We start from the raw sequence: 20,066 nt of genomic DNA, 5'->3' as shown, positions 1-20,066 counted from the left end.
TTCCAGCTGACCTTTTAAATTACATAGACTTGTTTATGTTTTTCGGAGTCTGTGTTGTTAACATAAAGCGCAAGTCTATGAAAATATGCAAAAGGATTGGAAGTGGAAGAAGTTCAAAGTAAAATGGATACAGTAAAAAAACTCCTCAAATAATACTCAGAGGAGTTTTGGTTAATTTCTAATTTGGGAAAGTCCGAAGGCATGGTTCGACCACAGTACTTCCTCGGTTTTACGAGCGAGATCATCTTCACAATCCACAATCAACACGACCTCAGTCTTGGGTACTTTCTTTCTCTTTTTTGCTGTAAGTAAAATCGGAATTCCCTTGATTATGCAGCCTAAAAGGCATCCGGCTATAAACCCGGCAACTCCCCAAACAACTGGACCCCAGTGAAGGACAAAACCGTAAACGGTTCCGAAAAAACAGCCTAACGCACCAAGAAGCATGATGCCATCGAACAGGCTTTTTCCATCCGAGCGATGGATGGTATCAAACCATTGCGACTTTTCATTTCGTTTATCAAGCGGAGCTGCAAAAATGTCTTCCTGCATAACGCCGAGCGATTCTAATGCAGTGATTGCCTTTTCCAAATGCTCTGAGTGGTTGAAGGAAGCTATAAATCGCATCTTTATGGGGTCATCCTTTATCCGTAATGGAAAACGTTTGTTATGTTGGTAGTTTTGCGCCAGGTAGTTTGATTGTTCTTTGTCAAAAAGTTTATTTCGCTCTACGGTAATCACGTAGGTAAAGTAAGCGGTAAAACTAATCATTGAGGGAATAAATAAGGCCCATTCTGGATCAAGGACGGAAACAGCTTTATCAAATTTTCCAATTAAGGTGTATTCGATACTTGCGAGAATATGTGACTTCATCAAGATGACGTTCCACCACAAAACTTCAAAAACGGCCGTTAAGACCCGCTGCGTATAAACTGCACCGATACCTGGGATGAACAATGACCATAAAGCTCCCACAATCGGGCTTCTTTTTGATAGAGAATTCCAATGAAGTTGGTCTATTTTGAATGTAGGAATGGGTGCATTCTCTTTATGAGCAAGCTCATAAAATAAATTGTTATCTACCGCAATTTTATAGGTGCTGTAAACGGTAAAAACGAATACAGCTCCATAAGTTAAAAGCCAATAACCATGCTCATGTTTTAGTATCTTTACAGCCTCATCAAATCGTCCGTTAAAAGTATAAATAATGGCAACGTTGAATTGTGTTTGTACATTGAGGACAACTTCCCAGGCAAACAAAATCCAGCCTAATATATACTGGCCTAATAAGAGATGACCAAATCCTGGCATAAACCATGCCCAGGCAACAGTTACCCATGGATTCGTGAAATGTAAAAGATTCAGATGTAGCGTGCCGAGGTATGCTCTTTGTCTGCGTCCATTTTGGTGTGTTGTCATGAATTTAATCTGCCTCGTTCCTTACCTTTTTATGCAAGAATTGGAAATCAGATAGATTGGATTTCGATCTATGATTGATATGGAAAGAACTTTATAGAAGCGTGGTTTAGATCTGCAAGTGGTCATGGCATTTTGAGAGTAAAAGAGGCTTATGCGAGAGAAAGTATGACTTATCCGAGAGTAAGTGTAGCTTATGCGAGAGAAAGTATGTCTTATCGAGAGTAAGTGTAGCTTATGTGAGAGAAAGTTTGGCTTATCCAAGAGTAAATTTAGCTTATCCGAGAGAAAAACTTCCTCTTACGGGCTTTGCGACAATTGGAAAAGCTTATCCGCTGATTAGCAAAAGCTATGCGCCAATTAATCAGCGGCAGGGGAGTGTTAACGATGGATTTCATTAAAGAGCTAGGTTTAGGAACGGCTATATTTTCGGTCATAGCGGGCGGACTCTTAATAGAGCTGCTCCAGTATGTGGTGACCCTGCCCTATGCCTTTTTTAAATACCGATTTGATAGAGAAAAACCATTCCTGGAGATCTGGTATGAATCGGCTCTATTAATCGAAAAATTAACAAAACTAGCTTCGTTAAGCTTCCTGATCGTATTTATTGGTGTGATTCTCTATGCGACATTTCAATAATTTAAATAACCTTAAAGATTTGTTCATAGTTTGTTCATATCTAGGGGGTATGATAGGTACATGAAGAGAACAGCTTAATCAACTATCTCTTTGACCCCCTTATAAAAATATTTGTTGCGCATCCGGCCTTGTGCCGGATATTTTTTTGCGAAAAAAAAGCCTTAATTAAGAGGCATTAAGGGCAAACCAGGGTGAGGAATGTAGTCGTAATAGTAAGACGAATAAGCATTTCGATTATCATCATCATGTTGACCACCTCTTTAGGTTTTATAATCTAAGTGTACACATTTTTTATTAAAAATATATAAAGCAATTGTAAATTAATTGTCAATTTGATTTTGTTGGCAACTGCTCATGTTTTGCGATTCGCTGATAAACCTGTGAAATTCGCCGATAAAATGAAAAATTCGCTGATAAAGTAGTAAAATCCGCTGATAAACCCACCAAATCCGCTGATAAATCAAAACAACGCCTGAAAAAGTGTATTTTTACACCGCCAATAACTCTTTTTTACGAATAAAACCAACTCTTCAACTAGATTTGATCTTCCCAGCAAGATAATTCCGTACTCCCGCCACATCATTCAAATCTCTCTTCGGAAGAATACAAGCACTAACCCCGCTGTTGTAGAGATAGATGTAATTTTGATCCTCTTTCATCTCAACAATCCCAGCCCAGTTCACCCTTGTTTCGCCATTAGCGCTAGAATCCACAATTCCCTCATCGGTCATCCTCAGCACATGATCGCCAAGCATGCCCTCATTCTTACCCTCTTTCATCATTTTCATCGTCATCCGCTTTACATGACGAAAGAAAAACTTCGGGTAAAAAAGAATCCAAAGAACCGCAGTAATAAAATAAATAACAAACGCCTCCACAAACGGCAAATCGCCATACGTAGACGCGAGATATGCCGCAATAATAAATATAACCGGCAGCAAATACCGCTGAATATTCAAGGAATGCATCGCGGCTTTGGAATTTTTGACATGAAACATATTGAAGTTCAAATAGTCTTCTTCGGTTAAATGGTAGCGTATCTCCATTAAAAATCTCCTTTGCATTAAACTTGTCCATTCGAAACCCAGCGGCAGCATATATTGATAGTATCACTACAAGAAAGGGGGATTTATCCAGAATAATTAATATCTAAGGGAATATAAAATGGTAAAATTATCAAAAAGGGGGAGATAGAGAATGTCTGAAAAAATCAAACAAACACTAGTTCAGTAGTCTCTTTAACAGTCGGTATTTTATCATTATTTATTCCTTTTATTGGTTTAATATTAGGCATTATTGGAATAGTCTTTTCAAGAAAAGCTGTAAAACAAATTAATAAAACAAGTGAAAATGGCAGAGGATTAGCAACCGCAGGTTTAATTTGTAGTATTGTTGGAGTTATTATTCAGCTTTTAATGGTGCTAGGTTATGTTCCCTTTTTCTCAGTATCCAGTTCTATAACCAATTAAAGTTGGCGGACAAAATTAATGAAGCACAAAATGTGCTCTTTTTATTTGCAATTTTTTATGCGTTTTAAGATTTTGTCCCCCTGAAGAGAACCCGTTTAGGAAAACTTCGGGCTATTTTTCGTGTGTTTCTTCTGAACTAGGGAATAATACTATCAAAATCTCCTGAAAGGTCTGCGTGATATGACGGTTGATGTTTTGGTATTAATACTAATTTGGGTGATTGGTTTTATAGCATTTATGCTGTTTATTCCAAAAAATCGCCGGCGGAGATTCCTAATAGCTTTTATGATTTGCCAATCCTTTACCTGGCTGATTGCCGTGCTGCTTGTTTACTTTGACCGGATTTCTTATCCCATTCGAGAATTTCCAAAAGCAACTCATTTACTATTGGCACTGAATTATTTCTTCTTTCCACTCCTATGCGGTTTTTATATCATCTATGAGCCAAAAAGAAATTACACGGTGCGTCTCCTTTATTTATCTGGTTGGGTTACGGGTGTTGTCGTGATCATAAATCTGTTGGAAAAATACACAAACCTATTAAAATTCCAGCATTATGCGTGGTATTGGTCCTGGCTTAACTTTTTTTGGATGTATGGCCTTTCCAATATACTCTATCGACGGTTTTTTAAAGATAAAGCCATGTTTCAAAGCGATAAGGGTGCGACACAATGAGAATTGAGTGGATGATTTTATTTGTGGTTTGGCTGATCACGTTGGGGTTGGTATTCATAATCCCCAAAAAGAATAGACGAATAGCCATCGTCGCGTTTTTATTTACACAAGTGATTACCTGGCTCCTCGGTTTAGTGGTGGTGGAGTATGGGCTGATTACCTATCCAGTCCGCTGCTTTCCGACTGTTAATCACACCAGCTTTACCTATGAGTTTCTGTCATTCCCCGTTCTTTGTGGTGTTGTTAATGCCTATTATCCTCATGCCCGCAGCAAAATGATGAAGTTCTTTTACTATGCATCGTTCTGTACGATTTTAACGATCCTTGAGGCGATTATTGAAAAGTATACAGATTTAATAAAGTATCTGCACTGGTCCTGGTATTGGACATGGATTACCCTGTTCATCTCCTTTATGCTTTCCAGATGGTTTTGTGTCTGGTTTTTCAAAGGAATAGCAAAGGAAATGGAGGAAAAGGGGCTGTGAAAAGCTTAAAGGAATATTTCAATGCAATGTAAGAAAATCTATGAAAAAAACAATGAGGTGTCTTGTGTGAATTCCAATCATGAAACCAAATTGACATCCGCAGAGATTGCTGCCCTCTGGACACAATATTTAAACGAAACAGCAGGGCTTTGCTTTCATAAACACATGGTGGAACACCTGGAGGACAAGGAAATCATAGATGTATTTGAATATGCGATTTCTCTCGGTACCCAACATTTGGAGAAAATAAAAGAATTCTTTCTAAATGAAGGTTTTCCAATTCCAATCGGATTTACGAATCATGACATGATTCCAAACACACCACGTCTTTTTTCTGATGTATTGTGTCTGCATTTTTTAAATATCATGTCTATCCATGGCTGTCATGGGTACAGTGGGGCGGTCACCACCAGTTCTCGACATGACGTTCGTGAATATTTTACGAGTTGTAATGCTTCGTCAGTTGAATTGTGTAATCTGACAAAGAATATTTTGATGGAAAAAGGCTTATACTATCGCCCCCCTGTGGTTTACCCACCTGAAAAGCCTGATTTTGTCAAAGACGAAAGCTTTATTGCGGGATGGCTTGGAGAAAAAAGGCCGTTAAGCTGTATTGAGATTACCGATATTTATTTTAATTTGAAGAAGAGCATCATGGCGAAAGCAGTCACAGTTGCCTTTTGTCAGGTCGCTCAGTCAAAGAAAGTTCGAGACTTTTTTTTGGATGCCGTGAAAACAAAAGACAGCCACATCAAAATGTTTATTGACCTATTGAATAAGGAAAATCTGCCTGCACCGCCCATATTAGAAGCGGAAGTTACGGATTCTATCACTTCTCCGTTTTCAGAAAAGCTAATGATGTTTCAAGTCGGATTTTTATTTTCAACCGCAATGGTGTATTACGGGACGGGATGGGCATCGGCACCCAGAAGGGATTTGACCCCACATTACATGATGGCCATTTCTGGTGACGTGAAAATTGGAAACGATTGGATGGATATGATGATTGATAATGGCTGGCTCGAACAACCTCCTTTAGCCGAAGACAGAAGGGAATTAGCGATGAAGGAAAAATGAAGTCTTTCTTAATTAGATATTGGAAACTAGAAATGGCTCATGAGCCATTTTTTTATTGCAATATCAGAAACAATACAAGTTACATTTTTTCAAGATACCATTCAGTATGATTACGCTCGTAATGGAAAAAATAATATGAGAATGATTTTCAATTTACATATAAAATAGCCATCCACAATTAAATGGTACGGTTTTCGTTTGGAGGAGAGTCATGCACGCTCTGTTAACATTCAGCCTATTTATATTTGCATTTTGGAAAGGTGATTGGCGGCATTGGCAAAAATACATTCATACCATCTTCTATGTGATCACCTGTAATTTACTTTATGCTGTCCTGTGCAGAGACCATTTGCTTTGGAAATATCGACCCGACTTCTTGCCCAAATCTCATTTCATGGTGGAATTATTTTATTCATTTATCAATCTACCTTCAATTACCTTGATCTTTTTAAGCCACTTTCCCTTCTCCAAGCCGCTGCCGAAACAGGCTGGATATCTTCTCACCTGGATTATTGGTGCATTACTAGTAGAATATCCATTTGTAAAATGGGGCCGGCTGCTCCTCATTCATGGATATGAGTATTGGATGGAACCCATGTTTTACTTAGCCATGTTCGGGATGATTCGACTGCATTACAGCCGGCCGTTTCTTACCTACGGAATTTCCATCGTAATCATCGTGTTTATGGTTAATTATTTTCATGTACCGATTAAATAGGGGCTGGTCCTGAACAGCCCTTTTTCTCGTTCCCATTCGTTATCTTTGTGCCTCAGCAAACTTAACTGCCTATGGTAATATATTGATAAAGAAGAATGATAAAAGACTCAAGGAGCTTGGTTAAAAAATGGTCATTCAGTCAAACATGTCACCAAAAGCGATTGTAGAGGTTTGGGAAGGGGCAGCAACCATTTTGAAACAATATCATGTTCCCATAATGGAAACGCCCTTAGAAGCAGTTGTTAAACCAAATGCACTGCCCGCTCTCCTAAAGGAATTAAATGATTTTGTTGGCAGTTCAATGACTACTTGTGTGAAAGGTGGCTGACTATTACCTACTAAAAAGGAGTAGGTTGCTCCTTGGATACATAACGATAGGAGGCTTGATTATGGATTATTGCGAATTGATGAGAAGCATGATTGGGAACACCCCTTTGATCATCGTGCGGCCAAGTGTTGCGGTCATAAATCATCAAGGAGAAATATTGCTGAGTAGGTTTTCGGGCGGCAGCTGGGGAATACCTGGCGGGATCTTGCAGTTAGATGAATCGGTTGAAGATTGTTTAAAAAGAAATGTACAAACAGAGATCGGATTAAAGTTGAACCAATTATCCTTATTTGGGGTATTTTCCGGCGGGGCATTAATGGAAAAACCCGAGGACGGCAGTAATGAGTATCAGATAGTGGCAATAGGTTATATATGTACGGACTATGAAGGAGAAATCACGCCGGATGAGAATCAGGCGATTGAGGCTGAATTTTTCCCATTAAATCAATTGCCTGAAGAAATGGAGCCATTTATTAAAGAAAAGCTCGCTGAATTAAAAGGAAGCATGAAAAAATTCATGTAGCATTTATGGGATTTCAAAAGGCCAGTCCATTACGGAGGACTGGCTTATCTTTTTGTTTTACATTCCTTGTTACTTCAAATCTTCGACAATATTCTTATATTTTCCACAATTTATAACTGGTAATATGTTTACATTGATGCTTTATTCTAGTAAAATATGTAACTAATAATAATACAAGGAGGATAGTCGATTTTGGATAGAGAAGATAAAAATAACTCGAATCTCGCCGATTTTTCAGAGATTGTGAAGAAGGCATATGAAAAGGGCCTCAATGAGAATGGAATGACACCGGAAAAATTAATTGAAGATATAAAAGTCGATCTCAAGAATATGATGATTAGCTAAATATATAGATTAGAATGCTGCCTGAGGTAATCGGCAGTTTTTTGTTTTTTATGGGGTAACCATTAAGTACTATAGGAATTACTTCCTAAGTAGTAAAAAAATGGCATGACATAATGACTGAAAATTGTGAACCAGGAGGAATTTGGCAATTAATTGTAGAAAATATATGTCATATAATTCCATCAGAGGTGAAAATGACAATGAGGCAAAATCGACAATATAAATCTCCCAATGCTGCAATGTTGTGGTCAGTTGTTCTTCCGGGATTCGGCCAATTATACAATAAGGATTATCTTGTCGGCTTTGCCCTGATTGTCTTGGAGTTTGTCGTGAATTTGAACGCAAACTTAAATCTTTCCCTTATCACTACCTTTATAGGTGATATAAATTCTTCTCATCATTCGATTAATTATCGCTGGGGGCTTTTTTATCCATCGATTTATGGTTACGCCATCTGGCAGGCCTATAATTCCGCTAGAGCAAATAATGAAAAACTTGCAGGGAAAGAAGGGCTAATGAGAACCTATTTCTCCGGTTTCTTCCTTGGATTGGTCATCGGAATGGATTTCGGGCTTTTCTGGCACGATGGCGGCTTTATCATAGACCATCACGCGATTCGATTCTTGGATTATCCTGTTGTGAACGGGATTGTGTTCGGACTGCTAATGGGTATCCTCGGGCACATTATGGAAAATAAGGTGTATCGAAAACATAAAAAGGTAAATTATCAATGAAATGAAAATGACCCAAGTTATTCTTGAGTCATTTTCATTTATTAGGTAAAGTAACGACAAAGGTAGTAATATTATTTTTACTGGTAACATCCGTCCGGCCTTTGTGCAGCTCCACAAATCTCTTGGCAACCGCTAAACCTAATCCGGTTCCGGCGTAATCTTTTTGGACAGCTTTCCCCCGATAAGAATGTTCAAAGATTTGATCCAGTTCATCCTCTGGTATTTCCACGCCTCTATTTTTGATGGTGATTTGAATACTCGCTCCATCTGAGGACAATCCCGTATAAATCCATTTTGGTTCAAACGAATACTTCACTGCATTTTCCATTAGGGAATCCAATATATGCAGGATGTGCTCATAAGGAATAGAGGTGAAGATCCCTTCTTGTATCCTCATCTCATAAGTAATTTTCTCGTCATCCATCATTTTCCGATCAAGGTAATCAATCAGATGATGGGACAAACTATAGGAGTGCCCATCTTCTGTTTCTATTTCTTGTAATTTTGACAACGTAATAATCTTCTCTGTCATAGAAGAAATGCGTTCAACCTGTGAAGCAATCATATCGAGCCGTTCTTCTACCTTTTTTTCATTTTTAAATCCGAACATTCGAAAATAATCAACGGAATGCAGGATCGACTGCAGCGGTGTCCGGATTTGATGGGTAATTTCCCGAGCGCTTTGCTGTTGAGAGAGAACCGCTTGTTCTGCTCGTTCTAAAATAAAATTCACTTCATCTATTAATTGATTTAGATAGGAATTATTTTTTGAATGATAAGGAATTCTTTCACGAAAATTATCTTTGTTCACATGGATTAACTTTTTTAAGGCCGTATGTAATGGTTTGAAAATATCTCTAGCAGCGTAATAAGCTGCCAAAAAGGCTGCTATATAAATCATGAAAAAGGCCGTAACCATTTGAAATAAAATGGTTTTGATTCGCAGGAAGTAGGCATACTCAATATTCACATAGGTACGAATTTCTCCGCGAAATCCAGGTACATCCACCGATTTGCTTACATAGGTAAAATAAAGATCGTGATCTTTTACAAAATGGATGTTTTTATTTATTTGAAAAAAGCCATGTCCTAATAAAAACCGATAGCCTTCTACCGTCATGTTAGTGAGTACATGAAAAAATGGCGGAGTTCGGGTCATGGGAACATCCCCACAAGACATGTGTGATTGACTCACCGGTACATGAAGTTTGGCCTTAGAATTGTACTCGGAGAGCATTTGGGTATCCCGGTTGTAAGTAACGATACAATATACATCTCCGGCCAACAATTGGAAATGCCTATCTTTTATTTTTTGAGGCATCACACGATCTGGGACGCCCAGGAGATCCGGCCCTGTTTTAACCTTCATATTTTGCCACTGATAGCGATAGGTCACTACCTTATCTAATTCAGCAAGCAGAAGAAAGGGTGTACGGATGAAAAATAAGACAACAAAAATAATCGAAACAATGAAGGCGATCCGAGTAGACAGACGAGCAGATAAACGTTTTGATTCAGATACATTAGTCTTCAAGGAGATATCCTACCCCTCGTACCGTTTGGATGTAATCATAGGGAAGCGTCTCGCGTAAACGCTTAATGGCTACATCAATTTTGTTTTTGTCAGAATCGGATATTTCGTCGTACCCCCATACTTCTTTGGCTATTTCCTCGCGTGAAACGGCATGGTTTCTGCTTTTTACTAAGCATACAAGGATGTCAAACAGTGTAGGGCTTAGATGAACCAACTGTTTCCCTGCCGTTACTCGACGACTGATTAAGGATATGGTCAGGTCTTTGTAAGATAATATGCTGATATAAGGCTTAGACGAATTTTGTAATCTTCGTATCACGGTTTGAATTTTTGCAATCAATACCGGTATATTATACGGCTTTGTAATATAATCCTCCGCCCCGGAATACAGCCCTTGTGTAACATCAGCCGGATCCGCTCTAGCTGTAAGGTATATATAGGGAACAGTCTTTTTTTCATTTACCATTCTGGCCACGTCAAAGCCAGAAGACATTAAGCCATGATGGGCATAAGGATCTAACGTTATATCTAAAATCATGAGGTCATATTCGTTTTTGAGAGCAGCATTATACGTGTCTTTCGCATTATTGTAGTAATCCACCTCAAAGGATGCTTCTTGTAACATCTCCTGCAAAAAAGACCCAATCTCCACATCATCATCCAAAATTAATAATCGCAAATTCTCCACCTCTATAATAATTATTTTACAATAAGGCTAAAAATATTAAGTTTCCATATACAGTTCGGTAGCCCTTTTGAGAGCTATGACCATTTTACGAAATAATTCTTACAATCCTGTCAGAAAGCATTCACTAAATGGTAAGTGGTGATATTCTGTGTATTGTAGTTTAATAGGACTTGTGTACCTATTAAATAATATTAGTGCAAGACTCCGCAATTGATGTAGTCCAGAATGAAAAAATATTCCAATTTCCTATTTCCTCTTCAAATTTCTTACAAAAAGTTGTTTAATAATTTATGTAGCAATTAATTTATGACAATTATTTTACAAATAATATAAAAATGTGACGAATTGTGATATAATAGACAACGTTTTGTATTTACGCATTCAGGAGGACGAAATGGAAGAGACTATAAGTTTAAAAGAGTTGCTCGAAACTTTGAAAAAACGATTGCTATTAATCGTTTCGATAACCGTCATTGCCGGATTAATCAGTGGAATTGTAAGTTACTATTTCTTAACCCCGATTTACCAAGCTTCAACACAAATTCTCGTGAACCAAAAGAAAAATGATCAAAGTGTGTACAACCCAAATGAAATTCAAACAAACCTTCAATTAATTAATACCTATAATGCGATCATTACCAGCAAGCGGATATTAAATATCGTTTCCAAAGACCTTGATTTAGACTATACGTATGAACAATTAAAAGGAAAGATTACAGTGGGGAGCGAAAAGGATTCCCAGCTTGTTAACTTGTCGGTTCAGGATCCTGATGCTAGGTTAGCTGCGCAAATTGCCAACAAAACGGTTGAAGTGTTTAAGAAAGAGATCAAAAATAACATGAATGTGGACAATGTGAGTATTTGGACTAAAGCGGATGTTTCTGAAAATCCATCTCCAATTAAACCAAGACCATTATTAAATGTTGCAATTGCCATTGTTGTTGGATTAATGGCTGGTGTTGGAATTGCCTTCCTACTTGAGTACTTCAATAACACCATTAAAAACGAACAAGATGTAGAAAAAATACTAGGTCTTCCCATCTTAGGTGTCATCGCAACTATTGATGATCAGAAGATAGAAGAATTGAAAGCATCCAGAAATAAACCGGGGAGAGATGAGAACATTGGCGCTTAAAAAGAAAAAAATCACAGGTAATGGCAATAGAAGAAAGCTGGTTACTGCCATTGACCCGAAATCTCCCATTTCTGAACAATACCGGACCATCCGAACCAATATCCAGTATTCGTCTGTTGATGAAGAATTAAGAACGATTATGATTACCTCCTCAGGTCCAGCAGAAGGGAAATCAACGACAGCTGCGAACTTAGCCATTACATTTGCTCAGCTTGGAAAACGGGTATTATTAGTCGATGCTGACCTGCGCAAACCGACTGTTCATAATACGTTTGCTGTAAATAACCTTGTTGGCTTTACAACCGTATTAACAAAACAGGCTAAACTTGAAAATGCCGTTCTTGCTACAGAGGAGAAGCATTTATTTATATTAACGAGCGGGCCTATTCCGCCAAATCCAGCTGAACTATTAAGCTCAAAATCAATGGAACAATTCATAGAAGAGGCAAAAAGAGAGTTCGACTATGTATTATTCGATACACCGCCATTATTAGCAGTAGCCGATCCGCAAATTTTGGCCAATCAATGTGATGGATCGATTCTTGTGGTATATAGTGAAAAAACAGAAATCGAAAAAGCGAAAAAAGCCAAAGAATTGCTCGCAAATGCCCAGAGCAAACTACTAGGTGTAGTGCTAAACCATAAAGAAATTAAGAAAAACGACTATTACTATTATTATGGTTCAAAGTAACAAATTTCGACAAAACAACATTCTTTACCAACTCTTTCGATAGTGTTACTATTATGAAAGTTATGGAAAATTAACAAAATCTTGGAAAGAGTGGGACTGATGATTGATTTACATTGTCACATTTTGCCTGGAGTAGACGACGGGGCAAAGGATTTATCAGAAAGCATTAAGATGGCAAAAAAAGCTGTTGAACAAGGGATTCGTACGATTGTAGCAACCCCGCACCATTTAAACAATAGCTATGAAAACGCGAGGCTTCAAATTATTGCTAGAGTTGAAGAACTAAATCAAGCGTTAGTACAAGAAAATTTAGAAGTAAAGATTCTTCCAGGGCAGGAAGCGCGGATATATGGCGAAATGGTTGAAGGGTACGAGTCAGGAGAAATCCTGCCAGTAAATGATACCCCATATCTATTAGTTGAGCTTCCATCCAGCCATGTACCGCGTTATACTGAAAAGCTATTTTTTGATATTCAGATGAAAGGTCTCATTCCAGTAATCGTCCATCCAGAACGAAATCAAGAAATCATTGAACGACCAGAGATTTTATATCAACTTGTGAAAAAGGGAGCATTATCACAGGTAACGGCTGCTAGCATTTGCGGAGATTTTGGGAAGAAGATTAAGAGTTTTTCTCTACAATTAATCGAAGCAAATCTCACTCATTTTATTGCATCTGATGCTCATAATACTAGCAGTCGGACGTTTAAGATGAGAGAAGCATTTGACATGATCCAAAAAAAGTATGGAAATGAATTAGTTTATTTATTTGAAGAAAATGCTGCTCTTTTATTAGAAGGAAGTCATATTTATAAAGAAGTACCTGAAAGAATCAAAAAGAAAAAGTTTTTTAAAATATTTTAGCTAATCAGAATTAATATTCATAAATTCTGAACGCATAAATTCAACTACGCCTCTGTCTTCGCCCCTTAAGGGCTTGCGGGTCGGCGAATTTTTTCATTTAACCAAGTAAGCCAATGAGAAAGCTAACAAATGAACATCTTTTTCAGGCTTGATCACCTGAACGGCGAGGCCTCCCTGTCCGTTATCCATGGGGGCACTCGGTCATTCTGTGGGTCTTTTTTACGAGGACCTTAGACATGTGTTGTCGAGAGAATGACGTGAGGATGGGTTAGATGCCCATTGAAATACAAATCAAAACAATAAATATCTAATGAAAGAATAAGTGTGAAAGCACTTGCAATTCCATTAGATATTTATTTTTTGCCCATGAGCTTTAGTGGGGAAAAGAGTTTATTAGATTAACAAAATAATAATAGGAGGAAGAAACGTTGAAAAGAGTTAGAAAAGCAATTATCCCTGCTGCTGGATTAGGGACAAGATTTTTACCAGCTACAAAAGCAATGCCAAAAGAAATGTTACCCATCGTAGATAAACCAACTATTCAATACATAGTTGAAGAAGCGGTAGCATCAGGTATTGAAGACATTATCATTGTTACAGGTAAAGGAAAACGTGCCATTGAAGACCATTTTGATAACGCACTAGAGCTTGAACAAAATTTAATAGAAAAAGAAAAGTTTGAAATATTAGATCGAGTTCAATATGCTACAAATCTAGCAGATATTCATTATATCCGACAAAAGGAACCAAAAGGTCTTGGTCATGCGGTTTGGTGTGCTCGTAACTTTATTGGTAACGAACCCTTTGCAGTCCTACTAGGGGATGACATCGTTCAAAGTGATACACCTTGTTTACGTCAGTTAATTAATCAATATGAAGAAACATTTTCTTCTGTAATTGGGGTACAAACTGTTTCTGACGAAGAAACACAACGTTATGGAATTATTGATCCTGCTTCTCGAGAAGGAAGACTCTATCAAGTTAATAACTTTGTAGAAAAACCTAAATTTGGTACTGCGCCTTCTAACCTTGCGATAATGGGCCGATATATTTTAACACCAGAAATCTTTATGTTCCTTGACCGTCAGGAAAAAGGAGCAGGCGGGGAAATTCAATTAACAGATGCTATTCAGAAATTAAATCAAATTCAAAGGGTATTTGCTTACGATTTTGAAGGGAAACGCTATGATGTAGGAGAGAAATTTGGCTTTGTCAAAACAACTATTGAAATTGCGATGCAGCACGAAGACCTCCATGATGATATGCTAGATTACCTAAAAAATCTAGTTTCCACATTTGAAAAAGAAAAAGAAATGTTATAGAGAGAGAAGGAAGGGGTCAAGGTTGTCAAATTTAGCGAATCAAGAGGTTTCCTTAATAGAATCACAAGGTAATAATTTGAATATTAATGAGAGAAAAACTTACCTTTTTGCTAAAAGATTGATAGATATAATAGGTTCGTCAATAGGAATTATCCTGTTAAGTTTCCTCTTTATCATTTTAGCGATATTAATAAAACTTGAAGACCCAAAAGGTGCGGTCTTCTTCTCACAAAAACGTGTAGGGCTAAATGGAAAAGAATTTAAAATGTACAAGTTCCGCTCCATGGTGTCCAATGCGGAAGAAAAACTAGCAGAGTTACTAAAATATAATGAAGTTTCTGGTGCTATGTTTAAAATGAAGGACGATCCTCGGATTACAAAAGTAGGGAAATTTATTCGAAAGACAAGCATTGATGAACTCCCACAGCTTTTTAATGTACTAAAAGGGGACATGAGTTTGGTGGGACCAAGGCCGCCGCTTCCTAGGGAGGTAGCTGTTTATTCAAATTATGATAAACAGCGTTTATTAGTAACACCAGGATGTACTGGGCTTTGGCAAGTCAGTGCCAGGAATAGTGTTGGGTTTGAAGAAATGGTGGAATTGGATCTTCAATACATACACAAACGATCTTTCCTTTTTGATATAAAAATAATGTTAAAAACGGTCCTAGTATTATTCGGATCGAAAGATGCATTCTAGAAAAGAGGTATAACCTAAATGATGAATTTAGACTCAAAGATATATGTAGCAGGACACCGTGGTCTTGTAGGTTCTGCAATTGTAAGAAAACTTGAAGAAAAGGGCTATACTAACCTTGTATATCGTACAAGTAAAGAATTGGATTTAAGAGATAAAATGGCAGTAGACAACTTCTTTGCAGAAGAAAAGCCTGAGTTTGTCTTTTTAGCTGCTGCAAAGGTCGGAGGAATTGTTGCCAACAACGAATATCCAGCTGACTTTATCCGTGACAACTTGTTAATTCAAACGAATATAATTGATGCAGCCTATCGCAATGATGTGAAAAAACTATTATTCCTTGGCAGCACATGTATTTATCCAAAAATGGCTCCACAGCCGTTAAAAGAAGAATATCTTTTAACCGGTGAGCTTGAGCCAACAAATGATGCATATGCAATTGCAAAAATTGCTGGAATCAAAATGTGTCAATCCTATAATCGTCAATATGGTACAGAATATATTTCAGTAATGCCAACTAATTTATATGGAGAAAATGATAACTTTGATCTTCATACATCTCATGTATTGCCTGCATTAATCCGCAAGTTCCATGAAGCAAAGGAAAGCAATGCTCCATTTGTAGAGGTATGGGGTACAGGAACACCAAAACGTGAATTCTTATATTCTGATGACCTTGCTGATGCATGTGTTTTCCTGATCAATAATTATTCCGGTAATGAAATTGTAAATATCGGAGTAGGTGAAGACCTTCCAATTAAAGAATTAGCCGAAAAGATCAAGGATGTAATTGGATATGAAGGCGAGATACAGTTCGACACAACCAAACCAGACGGTACACCAAGGAAATTAGTCGATGTAACAAAACTAAATTCTTTGGGCTGGAAAGCAGCTACTTCATTAGAAGAAGGATTAAAGAAAGCTTACCAATGGTTTTTAGATAACCAACTAACAAAAGTAAATTAACATAATCGGAGGACAAAATGAAAAAAGCATTAATTACAGGTGTAACTGGACAAGACGGATCCTATTTAGCAGAGTTTTTATTAGAAAAAGGCTACGAGGTGCACGGAATTATCCGCCGGAGCTCTTCTTATAATCAAGAGCGCTTAGAAGATCTTCTGACAGAAGAAGAGGCAAATGCATTATTAAATAATAGTAACTTCCATCTTCATTATGGAGATGTAACTGATGCCCTAAATGTAACTAAAATCATAGGTGAAATTCAACCTGATGAAATCTACAACTTAGCTGCTCAATCACATGTTCGTGTTTCCTTTGACATGCCAGGATATACATTAGATGTAGATGCTAAAGGGACATTAAATATTCTTGAAGCAGTACGTATCTTAGGATTAATGGAGAAAACTCGTGTATATCAAGCTTCTACCTCAGAACTATTTGGTAAAGTTCAAGAAGTTCCACAAAAAGAAACAACACCATTTTATCCACGTTCTCCATATGGTGTAGCAAAAATTTATGGATTCTGGATTACAAAGAATTATCGTGAATCCTACAATATGTTTGCAGTAAACGGAATTTTGTTTAACCATGAATCAGAGCGTCGTGGTGAAACATTTGTAACACGTAAAATAACACTTGCGGCAGCACGAATTGCACAAGGAAAGCAAAAGAAATTATCACTTGGTAACTTGGATTCTTTACGTGACTGGGGTTACGCGAAAGACTATGTTGAATGTATGTGGCTAATTCTACAACATGATAAACCAGAGGATTTCGTTATAGCAACTGGTGAAATGCATACAGTACGTGAATTCGTAGAACTTGCATTTAAACATGTTGATATTCAAATCGAATGGACAGGAAATGGTGTAGAAGAAAGAGGGATAAACAAAGCAACTGGTGAGGTTATTGTAGAAGTTGATCCTAAATTCTTCCGTCCAGCTGAGGTAGATCAACTATTAGGAGATCCAACCAAATCAAAAACGCTATTGGGTTGGAATCCAACAAAAACGCCATTTGATGAATTAGTACGCATAATGGTTGAAGCAGATATGAACAAAGTTAAGAAGGAAGAAAAAGTGAAAAAAATGTTTGATTGAGTAATACTTGTGACATTGTAGTAATGATATTGACTAGGAATTTTCACACGACAAATCACTAAAGCTGATGAAGAAATTAGTTAGAGTATCTATGCATTATTATACGAGCTATCTTAGAATGTTAAAAAAGAGAGACTTGGTGTCTCTCTTTTTATCATAAAAAAGAGAAAGAAGTATCTAAATTATGATTAAGAGAGTTTTTATATCTAATAAAATAATTAACAATGCTAGTTGGTTAGTTCTTGAAAAGATATCAAGAATGGCAGTTAGTCTTATAGTAGGTGTTTGGGTGGCACGCTATCTTGGAGCAGAGAGATTTGGTGCATTAAATTATGCACAATCTTTTGTAGGACTTATGGCTGCCATTGCTAATTTAGGTTTAGATAATATTGTAATTAGGAATTTAGTTCAATCACCTAAAGACTCTTATGTCTACCTAGGAACTGCTTTTTATTTAAAGTTAGTAGGCGGATTATTATCAATTCTGTTTTCAATATTATCAATAATGATTGTTGAACCAAATGATTCCAACATTGTGATTTTGTGTGCAATTATATCTACTGGGAATATTTTTGTTTGTTTTAGTACCATTGATTTATGGTTTCAGTCCCAACTTAATTCCAAATTTTCTGTTTATGCTCAAAGTGTTTCTTTTTTTATTACTTCAATAATAAAATTGTTTTTCATATTAAATGAAGCTTCTCTTATAATGTTTGCCTTTTTAAGTGCGCTAGAAATGCTTCTATTATCTATAGGTTATCTTATTGTATATAAATTAAAGGTAGGTATTCTAAAAGAATGGAAGTTTTCAATAATAATCGCTAAATCATTAATGAAAGACAGTTGGCCCCTTATTCTTTCAGGTCTGGCTATAATGTTATACATGAGAATAGATCAGATAATGATTGGGATAATGAATGGTAATCAGGAAGTAGGTATATATTCTGTTGCAGTTAAATTAGGAGAGTTATGGTATTTTGTACCTGTTGCGATAGTGTCTTCAATTTATCCAATCATAGTAAAAGAAAAAGATAATAACCTTGAGCTATTTTACAAAAGATTACAGAAGCTTTATGATTTTATGGCTTTATTAGGATATATAATTGCTATAACTATAAGTGTTCTATCCCCATACATTATTACATTACTATATGGAGATGAATTTATACATGCAGCTCCCATACTTTCGATTTATATTTGGATTGGTTTATTTGTGAATATGGGATTAGCAAGAACAGCATATTTAAATTCATTTAATTGGGGGAAAATTCATTTTATTTCCTCCCTCAGTGGCTGCATTATTAATATATTGTTAAATTTAATACTGATACCAAAATATGGAGGAGTAGGTGCAGCGTTTGCATCGTTATTTTCATATTGGTTTCAAGCCCATGGTATAAACTTCTTTTTTTCTAAAATATCAATCAGTACAAAAATGCAGACCAAGTCTCTTCTAATAATTATAAGAATAAAAGATTTATTAAATATTTTAAAATGGGAGAAATAAGAAGTATGTCAAAAAGGATTGTTATATTTAGACCTGGAATTGTAGCAAATAAATCTGCCTTTGAAGCAATGCTGGAGATATATAGATATCTCCAGAACCATTTTAATTGGGAGTTTGTAATCATAAAGGATGAAGAGGATGATTTTTTTGATCCAGACTTTATGATTGTCAATATTCCTAAAATTTCATGGGCCACTTTTCCTAGGAGTCCATTTCCTATTAATTTTATAATGTTTCAGAAAAAAGTATTAAAAAATCTTAAAGGCTTTGATTGGATCTTAAGCTCAGATCCAACTATATATAAACAAGGTTTATTGGCCGCGTACGCGAGTAAAATCTTAAATATTCCATTAATCTATGATGCCTCTTTAACAGTTCCTGGAGTAAAAATGGGGTTTATAGGTAAAATTAATAATAGAATATCAAAGTGGGCACTTAAACAAGCAAAAATAATTTGGATTACTGTTCCTAAAGTAGCAGAAAGATTTAAAGAGATTGGTCTTTTTAATAATGATACATCTCAGAAGTTCATAGTAATGGGTCATCCGGTAAATACAACAATTTTTAAACCATCCGAATATTCATCTGAAAGAGAAGAAATAGTGATTTTATGTGTATCAAGGTTTGTTGTTGAGAAGGGGATACAGTATATAATTAGTGCACTCAAACCATTAATTAAAAAGCATCCCAATGTTAAGTTGAAACTTGTAGGTGGGGGAGAAGCAAAAGCTTTTCTAGAGAGAATAATTAAAGAAAATCAATTGGAAGAAAATGTTGAATTTATAGGAAATGTCCCACATAAAGATTTAGTCAATATTTATCAAAATGCAGATATATTTATTAATCATCCGATTTCAGTAATGGAGTGGGAGGAGTTTTTTGGAGTTTCAAATATAGAGGCAATGTCTTGTGGATTGCCTATAGTCACTTCAACATGTGGTGGGATAAGCTATGTTCTAAGGGAAAATGATATTGCAGAAATTGTTAATGAAAGAGATATAGTTGGAATAACAAACTCCTTAGAAAAATTAATAAATGATAGAAATTATTATAATATTTTACGTGAAAATGGAAGAAAATATGTTCAAGAAAACTATGATTTAAAAGTTATTGCAGAGAAGTACAAAAAATGTATAGATGAACAAACTTAAAATGT

General features: G+C 36.4%; 23 protein-coding genes and 1 pseudogene. 20 read left to right on the top strand and 4 right to left on the bottom strand.

The annotated features are described in order from the left end of the window. Positions 1 to 171: 171 nt before the first annotated feature. Positions 172 to 1,419 carry a hypothetical protein gene (locus tag ACIFOT_RS21440; RefSeq protein WP_430067570.1) on the bottom strand — a complete coding sequence of 416 codons (1,248 nt, stop codon included), beginning with the start codon at positions 1,417 to 1,419 and terminating at the stop codon, positions 172 to 174. A 236-nt stretch (positions 1,420 to 1,655) separates the two neighbouring features. On the opposite strand from ACIFOT_RS21440, the gene ACIFOT_RS21435 reads away from it, so the two are divergent. Together ACIFOT_RS21435 and ACIFOT_RS21430 are read left to right on the top strand one after the other, a co-directional pair. After that, the gene (locus tag ACIFOT_RS21435; RefSeq protein ID WP_430067567.1) at positions 1,656 to 1,817 is read left to right on the top strand and encodes a hypothetical protein; all 162 of its coding nucleotides are present in this window, start codon (positions 1,656 to 1,658) and stop codon (positions 1,815 to 1,817) included. Then, positions 1,804 to 2,055, top strand: a complete 252-nt coding sequence (locus ACIFOT_RS21430) for a hypothetical protein (RefSeq protein ID WP_430067564.1) — start codon at positions 1,804 to 1,806, stop codon at positions 2,053 to 2,055. Before ACIFOT_RS21435 ends, ACIFOT_RS21430 begins: the two co-directional genes overlap by 14 nt. A gap of 530 nt (positions 2,056 to 2,585) precedes the next feature. Here ACIFOT_RS21430 and ACIFOT_RS21425 read toward each other — a convergent pair. After that, positions 2,586 to 3,101: a YcxB family protein gene (locus ACIFOT_RS21425; protein ID WP_430067561.1), complete on the bottom strand. Its 516-nt coding sequence runs from the start codon at positions 3,099 to 3,101 to the stop codon at positions 2,586 to 2,588. Positions 3,102 to 3,293: 192 nt separating this feature from the next. Here ACIFOT_RS21425 and ACIFOT_RS21420 point away from each other — a divergent pair. The 9 genes and pseudogenes from ACIFOT_RS21420 to ACIFOT_RS21380 form a co-directional block, all read left to right on the top strand. After that, positions 3,294 to 3,524, top strand: a pseudogene (locus ACIFOT_RS21420) (DUF4190 domain-containing protein); the annotation flags it as partial. A gap of 180 nt (positions 3,525 to 3,704) precedes the next feature. After that, positions 3,705 to 4,199, top strand: coding sequence for a CBO0543 family protein (locus ACIFOT_RS21415; RefSeq protein WP_430067558.1), 495 nt, complete (start codon positions 3,705 to 3,707; stop codon positions 4,197 to 4,199). After that, positions 4,196 to 4,684: a CBO0543 family protein gene (locus ACIFOT_RS21410; protein ID WP_430067555.1), complete on the top strand. Its 489-nt coding sequence runs from the start codon at positions 4,196 to 4,198 to the stop codon at positions 4,682 to 4,684. Before ACIFOT_RS21415 ends, ACIFOT_RS21410 begins: the two co-directional genes overlap by 4 nt. Positions 4,685 to 4,750: 66 nt before the next feature. Further along, complete coding sequence (locus ACIFOT_RS21405) at positions 4,751 to 5,761, top strand: DUF3231 family protein (protein WP_430067553.1); 1,011 nt, start codon at positions 4,751 to 4,753, stop codon at positions 5,759 to 5,761. Positions 5,762 to 5,972: 211 nt separating this feature from the next. Next, positions 5,973 to 6,479, top strand: a complete 507-nt coding sequence (locus ACIFOT_RS21400; RefSeq protein ID WP_430067551.1) for a CBO0543 family protein — start codon at positions 5,973 to 5,975, stop codon at positions 6,477 to 6,479. Positions 6,480 to 6,606: 127 nt separating this feature from the next. Beyond that, a complete protein-coding gene (locus tag ACIFOT_RS21395) occupies positions 6,607 to 6,807 on the top strand; it encodes a hypothetical protein (RefSeq protein ID WP_430067549.1) in 201 nt (66 codons plus the stop codon). Positions 6,808 to 6,868: 61 nt separating this feature from the next. Beyond that, positions 6,869 to 7,330, top strand: coding sequence for an NUDIX domain-containing protein (locus ACIFOT_RS21390; protein ID WP_430067546.1), 462 nt, complete (start codon positions 6,869 to 6,871; stop codon positions 7,328 to 7,330). 192 nt (positions 7,331 to 7,522) lie between these two features. Further along, on the top strand, positions 7,523 to 7,675 hold the full coding sequence (locus tag ACIFOT_RS21385) for a hypothetical protein (RefSeq protein ID WP_223592337.1): 153 nt from the start codon (positions 7,523 to 7,525) through the stop codon (positions 7,673 to 7,675). 200 nt (positions 7,676 to 7,875) lie between these two features. Continuing rightward, entirely contained in the window at positions 7,876 to 8,409 is a 534-nt protein-coding gene (locus ACIFOT_RS21380) for a hypothetical protein (protein WP_430067544.1), read from the top strand. A gap of 34 nt (positions 8,410 to 8,443) precedes the next feature. On the opposite strand, the gene ACIFOT_RS21375 is transcribed toward ACIFOT_RS21380, so the two are convergent. Both ACIFOT_RS21375 and ACIFOT_RS21370 read right to left on the bottom strand, forming a co-directional pair. Next, positions 8,444 to 9,943: a sensor histidine kinase gene (locus tag ACIFOT_RS21375; protein ID WP_430067541.1), complete on the bottom strand. Its 1,500-nt coding sequence runs from the start codon at positions 9,941 to 9,943 to the stop codon at positions 8,444 to 8,446. Then, positions 9,933 to 10,622 (bottom strand): response regulator transcription factor, encoded by a 690-nt coding sequence (locus tag ACIFOT_RS21370; protein ID WP_430067538.1) that lies wholly within the window; start codon positions 10,620 to 10,622, stop codon positions 9,933 to 9,935. Before ACIFOT_RS21370 ends, ACIFOT_RS21375 begins: the two co-directional genes overlap by 11 nt. Positions 10,623 to 11,025: 403 nt before the next feature. Between ACIFOT_RS21370 and ACIFOT_RS21365 the strand changes: the two genes are divergently transcribed. The 9 genes from ACIFOT_RS21365 (at position 11,026) to ACIFOT_RS21325 (ending at position 20,061) form a co-directional block, all read left to right on the top strand. Further along, entirely contained in the window at positions 11,026 to 11,766 is a 741-nt protein-coding gene (locus ACIFOT_RS21365; RefSeq protein ID WP_430067535.1) for a YveK family protein, read from the top strand. Next, entirely contained in the window at positions 11,756 to 12,457 is a 702-nt protein-coding gene (locus tag ACIFOT_RS21360; RefSeq protein WP_430067532.1) for a CpsD/CapB family tyrosine-protein kinase, read from the top strand. The genes ACIFOT_RS21365 and ACIFOT_RS21360 overlap by 11 nt, the downstream gene beginning before the upstream one ends. Before the next feature lie 99 nt (positions 12,458 to 12,556). Further along, a complete protein-coding gene (locus tag ACIFOT_RS21355) occupies positions 12,557 to 13,321 on the top strand; it encodes a tyrosine-protein phosphatase (RefSeq protein ID WP_430067530.1) in 765 nt (254 codons plus the stop codon). A 428-nt stretch (positions 13,322 to 13,749) separates the two neighbouring features. Next, positions 13,750 to 14,643 (top strand): UTP--glucose-1-phosphate uridylyltransferase GalU, encoded by an 894-nt coding sequence (gene galU, locus ACIFOT_RS21350; protein ID WP_430067527.1) that lies wholly within the window; start codon positions 13,750 to 13,752, stop codon positions 14,641 to 14,643. Positions 14,644 to 14,698: 55 nt separating this feature from the next. Continuing rightward, positions 14,699 to 15,343, top strand: coding sequence for a sugar transferase (locus tag ACIFOT_RS21345; RefSeq protein ID WP_430067609.1), 645 nt, complete (start codon positions 14,699 to 14,701; stop codon positions 15,341 to 15,343). A gap of 21 nt (positions 15,344 to 15,364) precedes the next feature. After that, a complete protein-coding gene (fcl, locus tag ACIFOT_RS21340; protein WP_430067606.1) occupies positions 15,365 to 16,306 on the top strand; it encodes a GDP-L-fucose synthase in 942 nt (313 codons plus the stop codon). 17 nt (positions 16,307 to 16,323) lie between these two features. Continuing rightward, positions 16,324 to 17,403: a GDP-mannose 4,6-dehydratase gene (gene gmd / locus ACIFOT_RS21335; protein WP_430067524.1), complete on the top strand. Its 1,080-nt coding sequence runs from the start codon at positions 16,324 to 16,326 to the stop codon at positions 17,401 to 17,403. Between the two features lie 184 nt (positions 17,404 to 17,587). Beyond that, positions 17,588 to 18,910 (top strand): flippase, encoded by a 1,323-nt coding sequence (locus ACIFOT_RS21330; protein WP_430067522.1) that lies wholly within the window; start codon positions 17,588 to 17,590, stop codon positions 18,908 to 18,910. A gap of 5 nt (positions 18,911 to 18,915) precedes the next feature. Continuing rightward, on the top strand, positions 18,916 to 20,061 hold the full coding sequence (locus ACIFOT_RS21325; protein WP_430067520.1) for a glycosyltransferase family 4 protein: 1,146 nt from the start codon (positions 18,916 to 18,918) through the stop codon (positions 20,059 to 20,061). The last annotated feature ends 5 nt before the right edge of the window (positions 20,062 to 20,066 follow it).

The sequence above is a fragment of the Neobacillus sp. NRS-1170 genome, assembly GCF_050468025.1.
The sequence above is the reverse complement of the archived record's forward strand: the minus strand, read 5'-3'. Positions and strand labels throughout refer to the sequence as shown.